Consider the following 15471-nt stretch of genomic DNA (forward strand, 5'->3'; position numbering starts at 1 on the left):
CTTAACCTAGCTCTCTCGCGCCGTCATTATCGACCTTACAAACATGAACAAAGCCTTCATTGTTTTGTAAATAATGATTTTCTAAATAAGTCGCCAATTTTGTTGCCGTTTGTAAATCAGGTGCGATGGAGAAAATCGTTGGTCCAGAGCCTGAAATCCCCGTCGCTAACGCGCCTAAATCACGCGTAGCTTGTTTCACTTCCGCGAAGTTTGGTAATAAAGCCTCACGATAAGGTTCTGCTATCACATCTTTCATCATCATCGCTGCAAGATTTTCTTGATGCGTGTGACACGCGTGCACAAAGCCACCTAAATGACGACCATGGGAAATCACATCTTGACGCGTGTAGCTTTTCGGTAAAATTGCACGCGCTTCAGCAGTTGAAACCTCAATGCCAGGGTAAGCTAAGACCCAATACCAATTATCAAAAAATGGCAGCTTTTGGCAAATGTTACCAAGGGATTGTACCATAAATTGCACACCACCGAGATAACAAGGCGCAACGTTATCATAATGGATTGAACCAGAAATACGACCTTCTAGCTCTCCCATCATTTCTAACAGTTCCATTTTTGAGAATGGTTCATCGTGGAATTTATTTAATGCCACTAATGCAGCCACGATAGAGCACGCACTTGAACCCAATCCCGAACCAATCGGCATATTTTTCTCAAGGGTCAAACGCAATGGTTTAACTCTCACATTGCGTAATTTTAATTGCTCACTAAACAGTACATAGGCCTGATACACGATATTTTTTTGCGGCTCTTTTGGCAATTTACGCACAAAATAGCCCGCACTTTCGAGTTCAAAACCACTTGGAATAGACTCAATCTGTACGACATCACCTAATAATGAACCATCAATCGGTGAAATGGCTGCGCCTAATGTGTCAAACCCTACACTAATATTTGCACTCGATGCCGGAGCATAAATTCTTAACATATTATGTCCTTCTTAGTGGTGTAATGTTCTTAAAATATCAGCAAAGATGCCCGCTGCAGTCACTGCATTACCCGCACCGTAACCACGTAATAACAACGGAATTGGTTGATAATAACGCGTGTAGAATGCAAGGGCATTTTCACCGTCTTTCACCTTATACAATGGATTATTTTGATCCACAGCGATGATTGATACCTTGCAGTGACCATCTTTAATTTGTCCTACGTAACGCAATACTTTGCCTTCTGCTTTCGCAGCTTCAACGCGTGCTTTAAATTCCGCATCTAATTGTGGCAACATCGCCATAAATTCATCAGCTGATTTGCCTTCAGAGAAGCCTTTCGGTAACACGCCTTCCACTTCCACATCAGAAAGCTCAAGTTCTAACCCTGCTTCACGCGCTAAAATAAGCAATTTACGTGCCACATCTTGCCCCGATAAATCATCACGAGGATCGGGCTCTGTAAAGCCTTTTTCACGAGCAAGTGCGGTCACTTCTGAAAGAGAAAGTCCTTCTTCTAATTTGCCGAAGATGAAAGAAAGTGAGCCCGATAAAATGCCTTCAAAATACTCAAGCTCATCACCAGCTGCCAATAAGTTCTGTAAGTTTTCGATAACCGGTAAACCAGCGCCTACGTTGGTTTCGTATAGGAATTTATGTTGGCTCGCTTGTGCATTGCGACGTAATTCGTGGTAATAGGCTAATTCACGGGTATTCGCTTTTTTATTTGGAGTGACCACATGGAAGCCTTCTTTTAACGCACGTGCATAAAGTCCTGCGACCGATTCAGCCGTTGTACAATCTACGAAGACTGGATTCACCACGTGATGCAATTTAATGAAAGATAACAACACATCGAAATCAGAAGGTTGGGTTGCATTTTCAAGATCCGCTTTCCAATTATCTAAATTCAACCCGTTTTCATCCAAAAGCATTTTTGTTGAATTCGCTAAGGCACAAACACGGATTTCAATGTCCTTCTTTGCGAGGTATTCTTTTTGGTGTTTAATTTGTTCAATTAACTCACCACCAACGCCACCGACGCCGACTAGAAACATATCAACAACTTTTTTGTTATTAAAAAGCGCTTGGTGAGTGGCTTTCACAGCTTCAATTGCTTTGTTTTGAGCCACTACCGCTGAAATTGAACGCTCAGAAGAACCTTGTGCAATTGCAACTAAGCTGATATTCGCTTGTGCTAAGGCAGAGAAGAAACGAGCTGCGATACCTTTAGCTTGTTTCATACCATCTCCTACAACTGAGATGATAGATAGATCTTTTGCGACTTCAATTGGTTCTAAGTCATGCGCTTTTAATTCTGTCGCAAACTCTTGTTCTAAAATCGCTTTCGCTGCATCCGCTGATTTAACAGGCACACAGAAACTAATGCTGTATTCAGAGGACGATTGCGTAATTAAAATAACTGAAATACCCGCTTTTGACATCGCTGAAAATACGCGAGCTGCCATCCCCACCATACCTTGCATACCAGGGCCTGAAACATTAAACATTGCCACGTTGTCAAGGTTAGTAATCCCTTTCACTTGTAACCCTTCAGATTTCACATGACCATCGATTATTGAACCAGGTGCAGATGAATTACCGGTGTTTTTAATCACACAAGGGATTTGTTTTGGCAATAATGGACCAATTGTACGTGGATGGATCACTTTCGCACCAAAATAAGAAAGCTCCATCGCTTCACGATAAGAAAGGCTTGGTAATAAACGAGCATCTGGCACTAAACGAGGGTCACAAGTATAAACGCCATCCACATCAGTCCAAATTTCACAAACAGACGCATCTAAACAAGCGGCTAAACAAGCGGCTGAATAATCAGAACCATTACGGCCTAATAACACTAATTCACCTTTATCATTACATGCGGTAAAACCGGCCATTAAAACGACTTTATCTTTACCGATACTTTTCGCATCAACGCGTTTTGTCGATTCGTCAATATCAACTGAAGATTCTAAGTAACCACCTTGTGCTAATAATTGCTTAACAGGATCAACAATGTGAACACTATATCCACGTGCTTCAAACCACGCTTTCATCATGGCAATCGATAATTTTTCACCACGGCAATCGATGGTTGCTTTAACTTTATCTTCTACTTTTCCAGCTTGGCGGATTTCTTCTAATAAACCTTTAATTTGGGCAAATTCTGCATCAATGAGGGCTTTGGTGCCAGCAAGATCAAATTTATTATTTTCAGCGTGTAAACCATTAATGATGTTATAAAAAATCTCAATGGCTTCGTTAAAGTGGGTATCAGTAGGTTGGTTTAATGCGGCTTTTTCAGAGAGGGCAACAAGATGGTTAGTAATTTTTGCAGGAGCAGATAAGACACCGGCAGCCTGCTCTTCCAAATGAGCTTTTTCGATTAATTGAGCCGCTTGCGAGAAACGCTCAGGGTTGGCTAATGAAGTGCCTCCAAATTTTAATACGCGCATGATAATATCCTCAGATGTTGTGATTTTTAAATACTAAAAAACCCGCACTAGACTGAATGCGGGTTTTCTTGATCCTGTTTGTTACGCACTAACCCGCCCCATTAATTGTCGTAATGGTCATAATAATGGTGGTAATCGTGAAAGTGCGGTTATTTTTCATTGTGTTTTAACCTTGAAAAAAAGATGTGTTTAGAAATACCGAAAAAGCGCGGGCTTGTCAAACACAAAATTGAAAAAATGAAGATTTTTTCTAAAAATCATCGCTTTGGTGTAGAATGAAGAGAGTTTCACATTGGTCAGGAAGGGAATTATGACAATTCAACAAGCACTCGAAACCATCCATCAAAAAATCCAAACCTCCACTCAACTTGCACATCGCCCTGAAAGTGCGGTCACTTTATTAGCAGTTTCTAAAACGAAACCCAATGAAGCGATTTTAGAAGCCTATCATGCAGGACAAAAAGCATTTGGGGAGAACTACGTTCAAGAAGGTGTAGATAAAATTCAGTATTTTGAAGCACAGAATATTCAGCTTGAATGGCATTTTATTGGTCCATTACAATCCAATAAAACGCGTCTTGTGGCCGAACATTTCGATTGGATGCAAACGCTAGAACGTGCAAAAATTGCTGATCGTTTAAATGAACAACGCCCTACCAATAAAGCCCCTCTGAATGTTTTAATCCAAATTAATATCAGTGACGAAGCGAGTAAATCAGGTATTCAACCGGATGAAATGATTGAGCTTGCAAAACACATCGAAAATCTACCGCACTTACGTTTACGTGGATTAATGGCGATCCCTGCACCAACAGATAATATTGCTGAACAAGAAGCGGCTTTTAGCCAAATGGAACAATTATTTGAGCAATTGAAAGTCGCTTTCCCTCATCAACAAATTGATACGCTTTCGATGGGAATGACCGATGATATGCAAACTGCCATCAAATGTGGCTCAACCATGGTTCGCATTGGTACAGCCATTTTTGGGGCGAGAGATTATTCGAAAAAATAATGAATAGAAAATAAAAAAGCGGTCAAAATTGACCGCTCTTTTTTATCTGGATTTAATTAAACTTCTTCGCTCTTTTCAGAGAAACGTTCAATCTTCGCACCTAAGCAACGAAGTTTATCTTCAACGTGTTCATAACCACGATCGATGTGATAAATACGATCTACAATGGTTTCACCACTTGCAATACAACCTGCTAATACAAGGCTGATTGATGCGCGTAAATCTGTTGCCATCACTTCTGCACCAGAAAGATGCTCAACACCATGACACACTGCAGTATTACCTTCAATCTCAGCTTTACCACCCATACGAATTAATTCTGGAATATGCATAAAGCGGTTTTCAAAGATGGTTTCAGTGATGATACTTGTACCTTCTGCCACCATGTTTAACAAGGTGAACTGAGCTTGCATATCTGTTGGGAAACCTGGGTGTGGTGCAGTACGAATATTGACAGCTTTCGGACGATTGCCATGCATATCCAATGTAATGCTATCTTCTGTGACTTCAACTTCTGCACCCGCTTCACGAAGTTTATCAATCACCGCATCCATGGTATCCGCTTTAGTATTTTTACATACCACACGACCACCAGAAATGGCACCAGCAATTAAGAATGTACCGGTTTCAATACGATCTGGAACCACGCTATGTTCACAACCAGTTAAACGATCTACGCCTTCAATGACAATATGATCAGAGCCTGCACCTGTAATTTTCGCACCCATTTTGTTGAGGAAATCTGCAGTATCAACAATTTCTGGCTCGCGTGCTGCGTTTTCAATGGTTGTTGTGCCTTTTGCAAGTGTTGCAGCCATCATGATAGATAAAGTCGCGCCAACGCTCACTTTTTCCATCACAATACGCGTACCTACAAGACGATCAGCAACAACCGCTTTTACATAACCTTCATCCAGCTCAATCGTTGCACCGAGTTTTTCTAAGCCACTAATGTGAAGATCAACCGGACGCGCACCGATAGAACAACCGCCTGGTAAAGAAACTTGACCTTGGTTAAAACGAGCCACCAACGGTGCTAATGCCCAAATAGAAGCACGCATGGTTTTTACTAATTCATACGGCGCAACGAAGTGATCAATTTTAGAACAATCTAATAATACTGCCCCCTCAGCATCACGCTCTGCCACAACGCCAAGTTTGCGTAAGATTTTTAAAGTGGTATCAATATCTTTTAGTTCTGGTACGTTTGTTAATTTAACCGGCTCAGTTGCCAAAATTGCAGCAAAAAGAATAGGAAGTGCAGCATTTTTTGCACCAGAGATGGTTACAGTACCACTTAAGCGAGATTGCCCGCCATAAACACGAAATTTTTCCATAGAAAATCCTAGCTTGCTTGATGTAATAGACGATCCATTTTCCACTTTGCTGTGGTATAGGTTTTAATAGTTAAAGCGTGAATTTCGCCAGTTTGAAAGTAAGGCATTAATGGCGCGTAGATGGTTTGTTGCTGTTTTAATTTAGAAAGTGCTGAGATTTCATCACTCACTACAATCACACCAAAGTGAGCATTTTCACCTTGAGCATAAACCTCATCTACATTCAGGCTTTCTTTTAAAATACGTTCAATTTTTTGCAATTCCATTCGGATTTCCGTTTTAATTATGATCGATAAAAGTGCTAATCCAATGAGATAAATTCACTAAATCAGCAAGGGTTAATAACTGTTCCGGCGGATTTATCAACCGCACTTTTTTATTTGGTAACTGCTCACTATCATGTAGAAAATCACACAATAATGCAAAACCAGCCGAATCAATTCGTTTAATATTCGTTAAATCAAATTCAATGGTACTTTGATTCGCTAGCTTTTCTAATAAAAAAGAAGCACGTTGCTGCCATAATGGTAACAACGTGTTGCGGGATAGCTCCCCCGATAATTGGAGAGCTATCTTATCATTATTTTGGATTAAATCCCACTTTAACGCAGTCATTCGCTTATTTGCTCAATGTCACGGGTGCTGCAGCAGATTTTTGAATTTGAGCTGTTAAAGCATCAATACCTTGTTGACGTAAAATACCGCTCCATTCGTTTTGTTTGGTGACAACCATGCTCACGCCTTCTGCAACCATGTCATAAGCTTGCCATTCGCCAGTTTTACTGTTTTTACGCCATTTGAAATCTAATTTGATTGGAGCTTGTCCACCATTTTGTACAATATTAACACGAATGCTCACTAGGTTTTTATCACCTACTTCTTTAGCTGGTTCAATTTGAATATTTTGATCAGTGTAAGCGGTTAACACTTGCGCATAAGCTTGCTCGATAAAATCGCTGAATGCTTTAAAGAATTTTTCACGTTGTTCTGGTGTGGTTGATTTAAAGTGTGAACCTAACACCAAAGAACCTGCATAGTTTACTTGTACGTAAGGTAATAAATCGTTACGCACGATGGTACGTAAATAGTTTGGATCCTTTTTAATTTTTGCCTGATTGTTTTTGATATCGACAAATAACTTATCTGATGCTTGTTGCATCAACACATAAGGGCTTGTTTCTGCACGTACAGTTTGAGTCACAAAAAGTGCAGTCACGGCAAATGCCATTACGCTAAACCATTTTTTAAACTGAGTAAATTTCATCATAAATCTCCTAAATAAAGATTATTATTTGGCTTCAGGTTCTGCTTTATCAGCATTGCCGTCGGCTTTTTTATCACCGTAAAGGAACTGACCGATTAAATCTTCCAATACCATTGCGGATTTAGTGTCTTGAATTTGGCTACCGTTTTTTAACATCGCGGTTTCACCATCATCAAAGCCCATACTTAAGGCGATATATTGCTCGCCTAATAATCCCGATGTTTTGATCGATAACGAACTGTTTTCCGGAATTTCTTTATATTCTTCATTAATCGCAATGCTTACTTTTGGCAAGTAAGATTTTTCGTCCAACGTAATGTCAGATACGCGACCAATGACTACCCCACCAAGTTTAAGTGGTGCACGGACTTTTAGTCCACCAATATTGTCAAAAGTTGCAGTCACTGTGTAAGATTTTGTTTCACCAAAACCTTGTACGTTTGCTACGCGTAAGCCTAGAAACACTAACGCAGCAATACCGAGTAGTAAAAATAAGCCTACCCAAAATTCATATTTAATTGTTTGTCGCATAAAAATACCCTATTAGCCTGCCCCAAACATAATGGCAGTTAAGATGAAATCGAGCCCAAGTACCACAAGTGATGCGTGGACAACTGTTCTGGTTGTGGCTTGACTGATACCTTCTGATGTCGGAACACAATCATAACCATTGAATAACGCAATCCACACTACCGCAATGGCGAAAAATACGCTTTTAATAAATCCATTTAGAATGTCATAGCTCCAACTGACAGCATTTTGCATTACTGACCAGAAGCTACCTGCATCGACACCTTTCCAGTCTACGCCGACAAGCGCACCGCCCCAAATGCCAATCGCGGTAAAGAGAAGCGCAAGAATTGGCATCGCAATCAAGCCCGCCCAAAAACGCGGTGCAATCACACGACGTAGTGGATCGACTGCCATCATTTCAAGGCTGGAAAGTTGTTCTGTGGCTTTCATTAAGCCAATTTCAGCCGTTAACGCCGAACCTGCTCGCCCCGCAAATAAAAGTGCGGTCACTACTGGGCCTAATTCGCGTAATAAAGATAGTGCTACAAGTTGTCCAAGGCTGGTTTCTGCAGAAAAGTCAACTAAGACTACATAGCCTTGTAAGCCTAACACCATACCAATAAATAAACCTGAAAGCAGTATAATTAATAAAGACTGTACACCTAATACGTGTAATTGTTTCACTAATAAAGGAAAATGTTTACGAATTTGTGGCTTACCGACTAACGCACCAAACAGCATAAAGCCGGAGCGGCCTAATGCACGGAAAAATTTGATCACGCTTCGCCCAAGTGAAGAAATCATATCAACAATCATTTAAATAATTCCTCCACATAATCACCTGCCGGATAATGGAATTTTACCGGACCATCCGCTTCACCTTTCAAGAACTGCACCACTTGCGGATCTTGGCTCGCGAGCAGTTGCTCTGATGTTCCTTCGGCAATCACATGTTTATCCGCAATAATATAGGCATAATCCGCAATACTTAATACTTCCTGCACATCATGGGAAACCACAATAGAGGTTAAATTCAGTGCTTCATTCAAGCGTTTAATTAAGCTCACGATCACGCCCATGCTGATTGGATCTTGCCCCGTAAACGGCTCATCAAACATGATTAAATCAGGATCAAGTGCAATTGCTCGAGCCAATGCTGCACGACGCGCCATCCCACCAGAAAGCTCCGAAGGCATTAAGTCTGCCGCACCGCGTAAGCCCACTGCTTCTAATTTCATCAATACAATTTGACGAATTAGACTTTCTGGCAAGCGTGTATGCTCGCGAATCGGAAATGCTACGTTATCAAATGTGGAAATATCCGTAAATAATGCACCTGATTGGAATAACATTCCCATGCGTTTACGCACTTCATAAAGCTCTCGATTTGAAAGACGACAAATATCTTGTCCATCAAACAAAATCTCGCCTTGTTCAGGATGCAACTGACCGCCAATTAATTTCAGTAGCGTAGTTTTCCCGATCCCCGATGGCCCCATGATGGCCGTAATTTTGCCCTGTTGGACTTTCAAATTCAGGTTATCGTAAATCACACGCTCACCTCGTTTAAAGGTCAGGTTTTTGACTTCGATTAGATTTTTATTCATTAAAATCTCATTGGTTTTATAAGAAGAAATTTATTTTTCTCTCACGTTAAAAAAGTGCGGTCGTTTTGACTGCTATTTTTGTGAAAGGTTCAAGCGACGTTTTAATAACGTCATGAAGCCACGTAATAACACAAAAATCAATGACAACACATAAATAGGTAAATTACCTAATGCTGCATAAGGCGTTTTGCCTTCTGTTGGCACCATTTTATGGGTCAGCGTTGTTTCCTTAAATTGAGGCGCTTGCGCTTCGATGTTACCTTTTGCATCAATAAACACTGAAATACCCGTATTCGTTGCACGAATTAATGGTTTGCCTAATTCGAGCGCACGCATTCTAGCCATTTGCAAATGTTGCCAAGGGCCAATGCTATCACCAAACCATGCATCATTAGAAATCGTCAGCAAATAATCTGTTTCTTTTTTCAGATTTTCACGAAGTTGCTCACCAAAAATAATTTCATAACAAATAGCTGGCGCAAAAGCATGTTGTTTTGCCATAAAAGATGGCTGTACAGCATCGCCACTTTGGAACGCAGACATTGGCAAATTAAATACGGAATTAAGTGGACGCAACAAACTTTCTAACGGCACATATTCACCAAATGGGACGAGATGATGTTTGCTGTAACGATTTTTTGTCGTCAGCTCATAAGGAAAATCAGGATTCCCTGCCGTCACAATCGAATTTAATAATTTACCACTTTGCTCATCACGATATACGGTACCAATCATCACTTCTGTGTTTTTCTCTTTCGCGACTTTATCTAAAGCGTCAAAAAATGGCGTAATCGCATTTTCAAGGGTTGGCAATGCTGACTCGGGTAAAATAATCAAATCAGACTTGCCTAAATGCGCCAAAATTTGTTTTTGATAGATGTCCACTGTGGCATAAAGATATTCAGGATCCCATTTTAAATTTTGCTCAATATTACCTTGTGCAAGCGTGACAGTTAGTCCTTTATCTTCTTTGGGTTGAACAAAATTTACCTTACCTGCATAAGCACTTAATCCACCCACAACCAATAATAGCAATGCATTCACACCGACTAAATTCCATTGTTTTTTCGATAGGGCAAAAATAAAATTAAAAATGACCGCACTTGCCCAAACGGTAAAGAATGTCAGACCCGTGACACCAAAGATCGGCGCGATCCCGTAGAACGGACTGTCGATTTGGGTATAACCAAATTGCAACCATGGAAAACCGGTAAACACCCAACCGCGCAAGAATTCAGTCAATGTCCAAATCGCGGCAAAAATGACCGCACTTTGTACCTGAAAACGCTGCACTAAATAAGTGAAAAGCATTGGATAAAGTGCAAGGTAAGCAGAAAGCAGGCCCACCAAGAGATAACTCACGCCAAGGGAAGCGCCACCAAATTGATGAATGCTGACATTTAACCAACTTACACCAAAACAGAAAAAGCCCATCGACCATAAAAAGGTAGCCAAAAGTGCGGTTGATTTTTTGGCATTTTTTGCCACAAAAAGCAATCCGCCCAAGGATACATAGGCTAATCCCCAATAATCAAACGGTGAAAAGGCAAACACACCAATCACACCAGAAATCAGGGCAATAAGATAAATCAAAAATTTATTCATTTTATCCATACTATAAAAAAACATTCCCCCTCTTCAGCAAAGAGGGGGCTAAGAATACGGTCAACTGAGCAACTTATTCAGCTTGCTCTTCCACGCCTTCCATATCCGATAAATGCTCATCCGGCACAGTTACGCGTACCTGAATCAAACGGCGACTATCGGCAGAAGTTACTTTAAATTGAATATTTTCTAAGGTAATTTCTTCACCTCGCTTAGGCAAATACCCAAAAGCTTGCATAATCAAACCGCCAATGGTATCCACTTCTTCATCATCAAAATGCGTATTAAATTGCGCATTAAAATCATCAATATCCGTTAGTGCACGCACCGCATAAGTATGGCGAGAAAGCTGACGAATATCTGCGACATCTTCCTCATCGAACTCGTCTTCAATATCACCAACAATTTGTTCTAGTACGTCCTCTATGGTGACAAGACCCGATACCGCACCAAACTCATCCACCACAATCGCCATATGGAAACGTTCTGAGCGGAACTCTTTTAACATTCTATCCACACGCTTACTTTCCGGCACAACAATGGCTGGACGAAGTAAGGCTGAAAGATCAAAGGCTTCTGCATCTTCACGTAAAAATCGGAGTAAATCTTTTGCATGCAAAATACCTGCAACGTTATCACGATCATCCGCATCAGCAATAACAGGAAAACGTGAATGTGCAGATTCAATAATCGTGTTCAAACACGCATCAAGATCTTGATTTGATTCAATAAATACGATTTGCGAGCGTGGAATCATAATATCGCGTACTCGAAGCTCAGCGATTTCCATTACCCCTTCAATCATTTCACGAGTGTTTTGATCGATTAAATCGTTTTGTTCTGAATCGCGAATCACTTCCACGAGTTCTTCACGGTTTTTCAGCTCACCTTGGAAAAAGCGGCCAATAAGTGATTGGAAAAAAGATTTTTTAGTTGTTTCAGTTTGATTACTCGAATGTTCTTCGTTCATAAAATTAAATGTGTTACTGTCGGATTGACTGCGTAAAAAGTAGCATATTTTGACAAAAATCGCAAAAAACTTAAGCTAAATGGCTGAAAATAAAGTGCGGTTAAAAACATAACAATTTTTAACCGCACTTCAATTTTAACTGTTGTTATGATTCCTTCTGCAGGTAGAAGGAGCTTCCATAACTCACGCTTATTTATAAGCATCCTCTGAATCAATAATTTCTACGTAGTTCGGATCTGGTATTGGTTTTTGTATGAACGCCAACCATCTTTCTAAAAGGTAAGTTAGTTTCTTACGAGGTATTAAATACTCTGTATGCTCGCTTTCATCATCAATTTCATCGCATTTATCTAGAAGATCGAAACCCAATTTAACCCTATTATGATCGATAAAGGCATCAAAAGCTTCCGTGCCGATATATTTCCATGTGAGTTCTGAATTTTTTAAATCATCTAAAACAAGACGAACAATATCTATGTCATTTAATGTTAATATATATGTGGCTATAGCTCTTCTTGCATTGTCTGACGAATCTTTAGCTACACACCTAGGCGCTAGTTTGCCAGAAGAATCACAATATCCAAATTCAATTGAATCAACAATTTCTATGTAGTTCGGTTCTGTTATTGGTTTTTGTATGAATGCCAACCATCTTTCTAAAAGATAAGTCAGTTCCTTACGAGGGATTAAATACTCTGTATGATCTCTTTCATCATCAATTTCATCATATTCATCGTATCCATCTAAAAGATCGAAACCCACTTTCACCCTATCATGATCGATATAGGCATCAAAAGCTTCCGTGCCGATATATTCCCATGTGAGATCTAAATTTTTTAAGTCATCTAAAACAAGGCGAACAATATCTATCTCATTTAATGTTGATATATATGTAGTTATAACACTTGAATCAAATAACGAATCCTTAGTTGCACAGATAGGAGCTAGCTTGCCAAAATAATCATAATATCCAAATTCAACTATCATTATTGTCCTCTTATAGGATAAATACTTAGAACATTTTACTTGTTGTCTAATGAATTAATCCATTTATTAAAAAACACAATTTGTTCATCTACGGAAGAAGTCAGTTCACTATCTTCAGGAGAAAAAATAAAAACTAAATCTTCAAATGTAGCTTGTTTACCAAGTTTGTATTCATATACTTTTACAGCTTTTCCCATCTGTAGTAGCATGCGCGATGGATAAGCATTTCGTTTATATCCTTTACAATGTAACAATATATCAGGATATTGTTTTTTTAATCTAGATAAACAATCCCAAAAATTATCCTCTACAATACAAATTTTCATATCAAAACATTCAAAGGATATTTGGCATTGATCATTATCAACATATCCAAAATAAACAGGGAAAAATCCTGTATTACTTCCTTTAGATATTTTAAGCATCGTTTTTTCAAAGGTGCTTTTCATTTGTGATTTTTCACCTATAGTAAAATATTACGAATTAAATACAATTAATGTATTTTTTATACATTTTATGCAATTACATATAAACAAAGTGCGGTTAAAAACACAATAGTTTTTAACCGCACTTTCAGAGATTACCTATTTAAACCTAAACTCAGTCCACTGGTAATAGCGTTCACCTGCTTTTTGAATACCGCCATAATTTTGCCATTCTGGGTGGTTTGGGGTATCGGGAAGGCATTGCGTTTCAAGGGCTATGCCGCTGAAATCTTGATAAATATCACCTTCACGAGTTGAGGTGCCCGCAAGATAATTTCCCGTATAAACCTGTAACGAGGCTTGGGATGTGAGTACTTCAAGGCTTAAATCTTCACTAGGGGAAGTCAATAATACGCAAGGTTTTTGCCATGCTTTATTGACGATAAAGGAATGATCGTAACCTTTTGTTACCACTTGATCGCCTTGTTGGAAATCTTGTGCGATTGGTTTTGCCACTCGAAAATCAAAGCTGGTATTCACCACATGTTTAAGTGGTGAATTTGGGATGCCTTCGCCATCAACCGGTAAATAGAAATCCGCATTAAGGCGTAATGTATGATTTCTCACATCACTACCCTGTTCAGCATTTTCTAAATTGAAATAAGCGTGGTTCGTTAAGTTAAGCGCAGTATCTTTATCGCTTTCTGCTTCGTATTCAATTTTTACGCTATTTTCATCGGTCAGTGTGTAAAGCACATTAACTTGTAGATTACCTTCAAAACCTTGATCTCCATCAGGAGACACAAGAGAAAAACGCACAAAATTCTGACCGCACTCTTCGACTTTCCAACGGCGTTTATCAAAGCCTTCTTTGCCACCATGTAATTGATGTTTGCCTTGATTCGCAACCAGCTGGATTGTTCCCTCACCTAATTCAAATTGGGCGTTAGCAATACGGTTCGCATAGCGTCCTACGCTTACACCCAAATAAGCAGTTTGATGAGGATAATCCTCCACTTTGCAGCCGAGTAACACTTCTCGCAACTCACCATTCACTGGGACTTTACAAGAAAGCCAAGTGGCTCCCCAATCCATAAATTGCACAGTCATGCCATTTGAATTGGTGAGTTGAACAAGTTGATAAGGCTGTCCATCTGGTGCATTGAACGCCGTTTTTCCTAGCATAGACTTACCCCTTGTGAGGCAGTGCAAACGTAGAAATCTTCTTTTAAACCTGTTTGTTTCTCATAATTATCAGCAATAATTTTACGCACTTCTTCAACTTTATCATGAGGTGCAAGAGCTACAATACAGCCACCAAAACCACCGCCGGTCATTCTCGCACCACCGGTTTTACCAATGACTAATTGAGCGAGTTCCACAAGATAATCAATTTGTGGCACAGTAATCTCGAAATCATCACGCATGGACTCGTGAGATTGCCCCATTAATTCGCCTAATTTTGTTAAATCGTTATGTTTTAATGCTTCAACGGCATCAAGTACACGTTGGTTTTCAGTCACCACATGGCGTGCACGTTTAGCCACTAAAGCATTAAGTGCGATCAATTCTGCTTCTCTTTTTTGGAATTCTTCTACTGATACATCACGTAAGGCTTTTACGCCAAAAAACTCTGCGGCTTTTTCACATTGCCAGCGGCGTGTGTTGTATTCACCTGTCACCAAATCATGCGGTACATTTGAGTTCACAATAATAACAGCGACATCTTTCGGTACCGGTGTTGGCTGTGTTTCTAAGCTACGGCAATCAATCATTAAGAGATGATCTTTTTGTCCTAACGCAGAAATCAGTTGATCCATGTTCCCGCAATTGGCGCCTACAAATTTGTTTTCAGCTTTTTGACCAATTAAAGCAATTTCTGTATGTGTTAAAGGTAAATCACTGAGTTGTTGGCAGAACTTACCCGTCGCCACTTCAAGCGCTGCCGAAGAACTTAAACCAGAAGAATGTGGCACATTTCCTGAAATGACTAAATCAGCGCCTTGTTTAAATTGCGGGCAGCGTTCTTGAATAAATTTCACGACACCGCGCACATAATTCGCCCATTTTTGCTCACTTTGAGGGAAATCTTCATTAAGAGAAAAGCTATCCTCAAGATCAAGATCTGCGGCATAAACATTCCAAATATGATCAGCACGTTTTGATCCCGCAATGGCTGTACCATAATTGATCGCACAAGGCATCACAAAGCCATCGTTGTAATCCGTATGTTCGCCGATAATGTTTACACGACCAGGCGCATACACGGTCAGTTCAGGTTGCTTGTTATATTTTTGCGTAAAAATGTGTTGGGATTTTTGGACTGGAGTCATATTATTTTC

General features: G+C 39.8%; 16 protein-coding genes and 1 other annotated feature. Of the genes, 1 reads left to right on the plus strand and 15 read right to left on the minus strand.

Translation table 11 applies throughout. The features are described 5' to 3' along the window. Position 1: 1 nt before the first annotated feature. Together thrB and thrA are read right to left on the minus strand one after the other, a co-directional pair. On the minus strand, positions 2–946 hold the full coding sequence (gene thrB, locus AC979_RS09275; protein ID WP_005697139.1) for a homoserine kinase: 945 nt from the start codon (positions 944–946) through the stop codon (positions 2–4). 12 nt (positions 947–958) lie between these two features. Then, positions 959–3406, minus strand: coding sequence for a bifunctional aspartate kinase/homoserine dehydrogenase I (thrA, locus tag AC979_RS09280; protein ID WP_049373944.1), 2448 nt, complete (start codon positions 3404–3406; stop codon positions 959–961). A 31-nt stretch (positions 3407–3437) separates the two neighbouring features. Next, positions 3438–3553, minus strand: a sequence feature (Thr leader region). A gap of 163 nt (positions 3554–3716) precedes the next feature. On the opposite strand from thrA, the gene AC979_RS09285 reads away from it, so the two are divergent. Next, positions 3717–4421 carry a YggS family pyridoxal phosphate-dependent enzyme gene (locus AC979_RS09285; protein WP_049373945.1) on the plus strand — a complete coding sequence of 235 codons (705 nt, stop codon included), beginning with the start codon at positions 3717–3719 and terminating at the stop codon, positions 4419–4421. Between the two features lie 56 nt (positions 4422–4477). Here the strand turns inward: AC979_RS09285 and murA are convergent, their stop codons facing one another. The 13 genes from murA to galK all read right to left on the minus strand — a co-directional run bounded on the left by murA (position 4478) and on the right by galK (position 15462). Next, positions 4478–5758, minus strand: a complete 1281-nt coding sequence (gene murA / locus AC979_RS09290; RefSeq protein WP_049373946.1) for a UDP-N-acetylglucosamine 1-carboxyvinyltransferase — start codon at positions 5756–5758, stop codon at positions 4478–4480. A gap of 8 nt (positions 5759–5766) precedes the next feature. Further along, on the minus strand, positions 5767–6024 hold the full coding sequence (locus AC979_RS09295) for a BolA family protein (protein ID WP_049373947.1): 258 nt from the start codon (positions 6022–6024) through the stop codon (positions 5767–5769). Between the two features lie 13 nt (positions 6025–6037). After that, positions 6038–6373 carry an STAS domain-containing protein gene (locus AC979_RS09300; RefSeq protein WP_049373948.1) on the minus strand — a complete coding sequence of 112 codons (336 nt, stop codon included), beginning with the start codon at positions 6371–6373 and terminating at the stop codon, positions 6038–6040. Positions 6374–6377: 4 nt separating this feature from the next. Continuing rightward, positions 6378–7025 (minus strand): phospholipid-binding protein MlaC, encoded by a 648-nt coding sequence (gene mlaC / locus AC979_RS09305; protein ID WP_049373949.1) that lies wholly within the window; start codon positions 7023–7025, stop codon positions 6378–6380. A 21-nt stretch (positions 7026–7046) separates the two neighbouring features. After that, complete coding sequence (gene mlaD / locus AC979_RS09310; RefSeq protein WP_049373950.1) at positions 7047–7553, minus strand: outer membrane lipid asymmetry maintenance protein MlaD; 507 nt, start codon at positions 7551–7553, stop codon at positions 7047–7049. Between the two features lie 12 nt (positions 7554–7565). Beyond that, positions 7566–8351: a lipid asymmetry maintenance ABC transporter permease subunit MlaE gene (gene mlaE, locus AC979_RS09315; RefSeq protein WP_049373951.1), complete on the minus strand. Its 786-nt coding sequence runs from the start codon at positions 8349–8351 to the stop codon at positions 7566–7568. Then, a complete protein-coding gene (gene mlaF, locus AC979_RS09320) occupies positions 8348–9142 on the minus strand; it encodes a phospholipid ABC transporter ATP-binding protein MlaF (protein ID WP_049373952.1) in 795 nt (264 codons plus the stop codon). The genes mlaE and mlaF overlap by 4 nt, the downstream gene beginning before the upstream one ends. Before the next feature lie 72 nt (positions 9143–9214). Beyond that, the gene (gene lnt, locus AC979_RS09325; RefSeq protein ID WP_049373967.1) at positions 9215–10747 is read right to left on the minus strand and encodes an apolipoprotein N-acyltransferase; all 1533 of its coding nucleotides are present in this window, start codon (positions 10745–10747) and stop codon (positions 9215–9217) included. 73 nt (positions 10748–10820) lie between these two features. After that, positions 10821–11717, minus strand: a complete 897-nt coding sequence (corC, locus tag AC979_RS09330; RefSeq protein WP_049371519.1) for a CNNM family magnesium/cobalt transport protein CorC — start codon at positions 11715–11717, stop codon at positions 10821–10823. Positions 11718–11906: 189 nt separating this feature from the next. Continuing rightward, positions 11907–12704: a DUF5376 family protein gene (locus AC979_RS10410; protein WP_065420568.1), complete on the minus strand. Its 798-nt coding sequence runs from the start codon at positions 12702–12704 to the stop codon at positions 11907–11909. A gap of 35 nt (positions 12705–12739) precedes the next feature. After that, positions 12740–13153 carry a hypothetical protein gene (locus AC979_RS10100; protein WP_053085714.1) on the minus strand — a complete coding sequence of 138 codons (414 nt, stop codon included), beginning with the start codon at positions 13151–13153 and terminating at the stop codon, positions 12740–12742. 135 nt (positions 13154–13288) lie between these two features. Next, entirely contained in the window at positions 13289–14314 is a 1026-nt protein-coding gene (galM, locus tag AC979_RS09350) for a galactose-1-epimerase (protein WP_049373954.1), read from the minus strand. After that, positions 14308–15462, minus strand: coding sequence for a galactokinase (gene galK / locus AC979_RS09355; RefSeq protein ID WP_049373955.1), 1155 nt, complete (start codon positions 15460–15462; stop codon positions 14308–14310). The genes galM and galK overlap by 7 nt, the downstream gene beginning before the upstream one ends. Positions 15463–15471: the final 9 nt, after the last annotated feature.

The organism is Parahaemophilus parainfluenzae (assembly GCF_001053575.1).
Taxonomy (GTDB): domain Bacteria; phylum Pseudomonadota; class Gammaproteobacteria; order Enterobacterales; family Pasteurellaceae; genus Haemophilus_D; species Haemophilus_D parainfluenzae_S.

What these genes read in the sequence shown, in the direction of transcription:
- thrB (WP_005697139.1), bottom strand. Translation starts at nt 946, where the DNA reads ATGTTAAGAATTTATGCTCCGGCATCGAGTGCAAATATTAGTGTAGGG.
- thrA (WP_049373944.1), bottom strand. Translation starts at nt 3,406, where the DNA reads ATGCGCGTATTAAAATTTGGAGGCACTTCATTAGCCAACCCTGAGCGT.
- AC979_RS09285 (WP_049373945.1), top strand. Translation starts at nt 3,717, where the DNA reads ATGACAATTCAACAAGCACTCGAAACCATCCATCAAAAAATCCAAACC.
- murA (WP_049373946.1), bottom strand. Translation starts at nt 5,758, where the DNA reads ATGGAAAAATTTCGTGTTTATGGCGGGCAATCTCGCTTAAGTGGTACT.
- AC979_RS09295 (WP_049373947.1), bottom strand. Translation starts at nt 6,024, where the DNA reads ATGGAATTGCAAAAAATTGAACGTATTTTAAAAGAAAGCCTGAATGTA.
- AC979_RS09300 (WP_049373948.1), bottom strand. Translation starts at nt 6,373, where the DNA reads ATGACTGCGTTAAAGTGGGATTTAATCCAAAATAATGATAAGATAGCT.
- mlaC (WP_049373949.1), bottom strand. Translation starts at nt 7,025, where the DNA reads ATGATGAAATTTACTCAGTTTAAAAAATGGTTTAGCGTAATGGCATTT.
- mlaD (WP_049373950.1), bottom strand. Translation starts at nt 7,553, where the DNA reads ATGCGACAAACAATTAAATATGAATTTTGGGTAGGCTTATTTTTACTA.
- mlaE (WP_049373951.1), bottom strand. Translation starts at nt 8,351, where the DNA reads ATGATTGTTGATATGATTTCTTCACTTGGGCGAAGCGTGATCAAATTT.
- mlaF (WP_049373952.1), bottom strand. Translation starts at nt 9,142, where the DNA reads ATGAATAAAAATCTAATCGAAGTCAAAAACCTGACCTTTAAACGAGGT.
- lnt (WP_049373967.1), bottom strand. Translation starts at nt 10,747, where the DNA reads ATGAATAAATTTTTGATTTATCTTATTGCCCTGATTTCTGGTGTGATT.
- corC (WP_049371519.1), bottom strand. Translation starts at nt 11,717, where the DNA reads ATGAACGAAGAACATTCGAGTAATCAAACTGAAACAACTAAAAAATCT.
- AC979_RS10410 (WP_065420568.1), bottom strand. Translation starts at nt 12,704, where the DNA reads ATGATAGTTGAATTTGGATATTATGATTATTTTGGCAAGCTAGCTCCT.
- AC979_RS10100 (WP_053085714.1), bottom strand. Translation starts at nt 13,153, where the DNA reads ATGAAAAGCACCTTTGAAAAAACGATGCTTAAAATATCTAAAGGAAGT.
- galM (WP_049373954.1), bottom strand. Translation starts at nt 14,314, where the DNA reads ATGCTAGGAAAAACGGCGTTCAATGCACCAGATGGACAGCCTTATCAA.
- galK (WP_049373955.1), bottom strand. Translation starts at nt 15,462, where the DNA reads ATGACTCCAGTCCAAAAATCCCAACACATTTTTACGCAAAAATATAAC.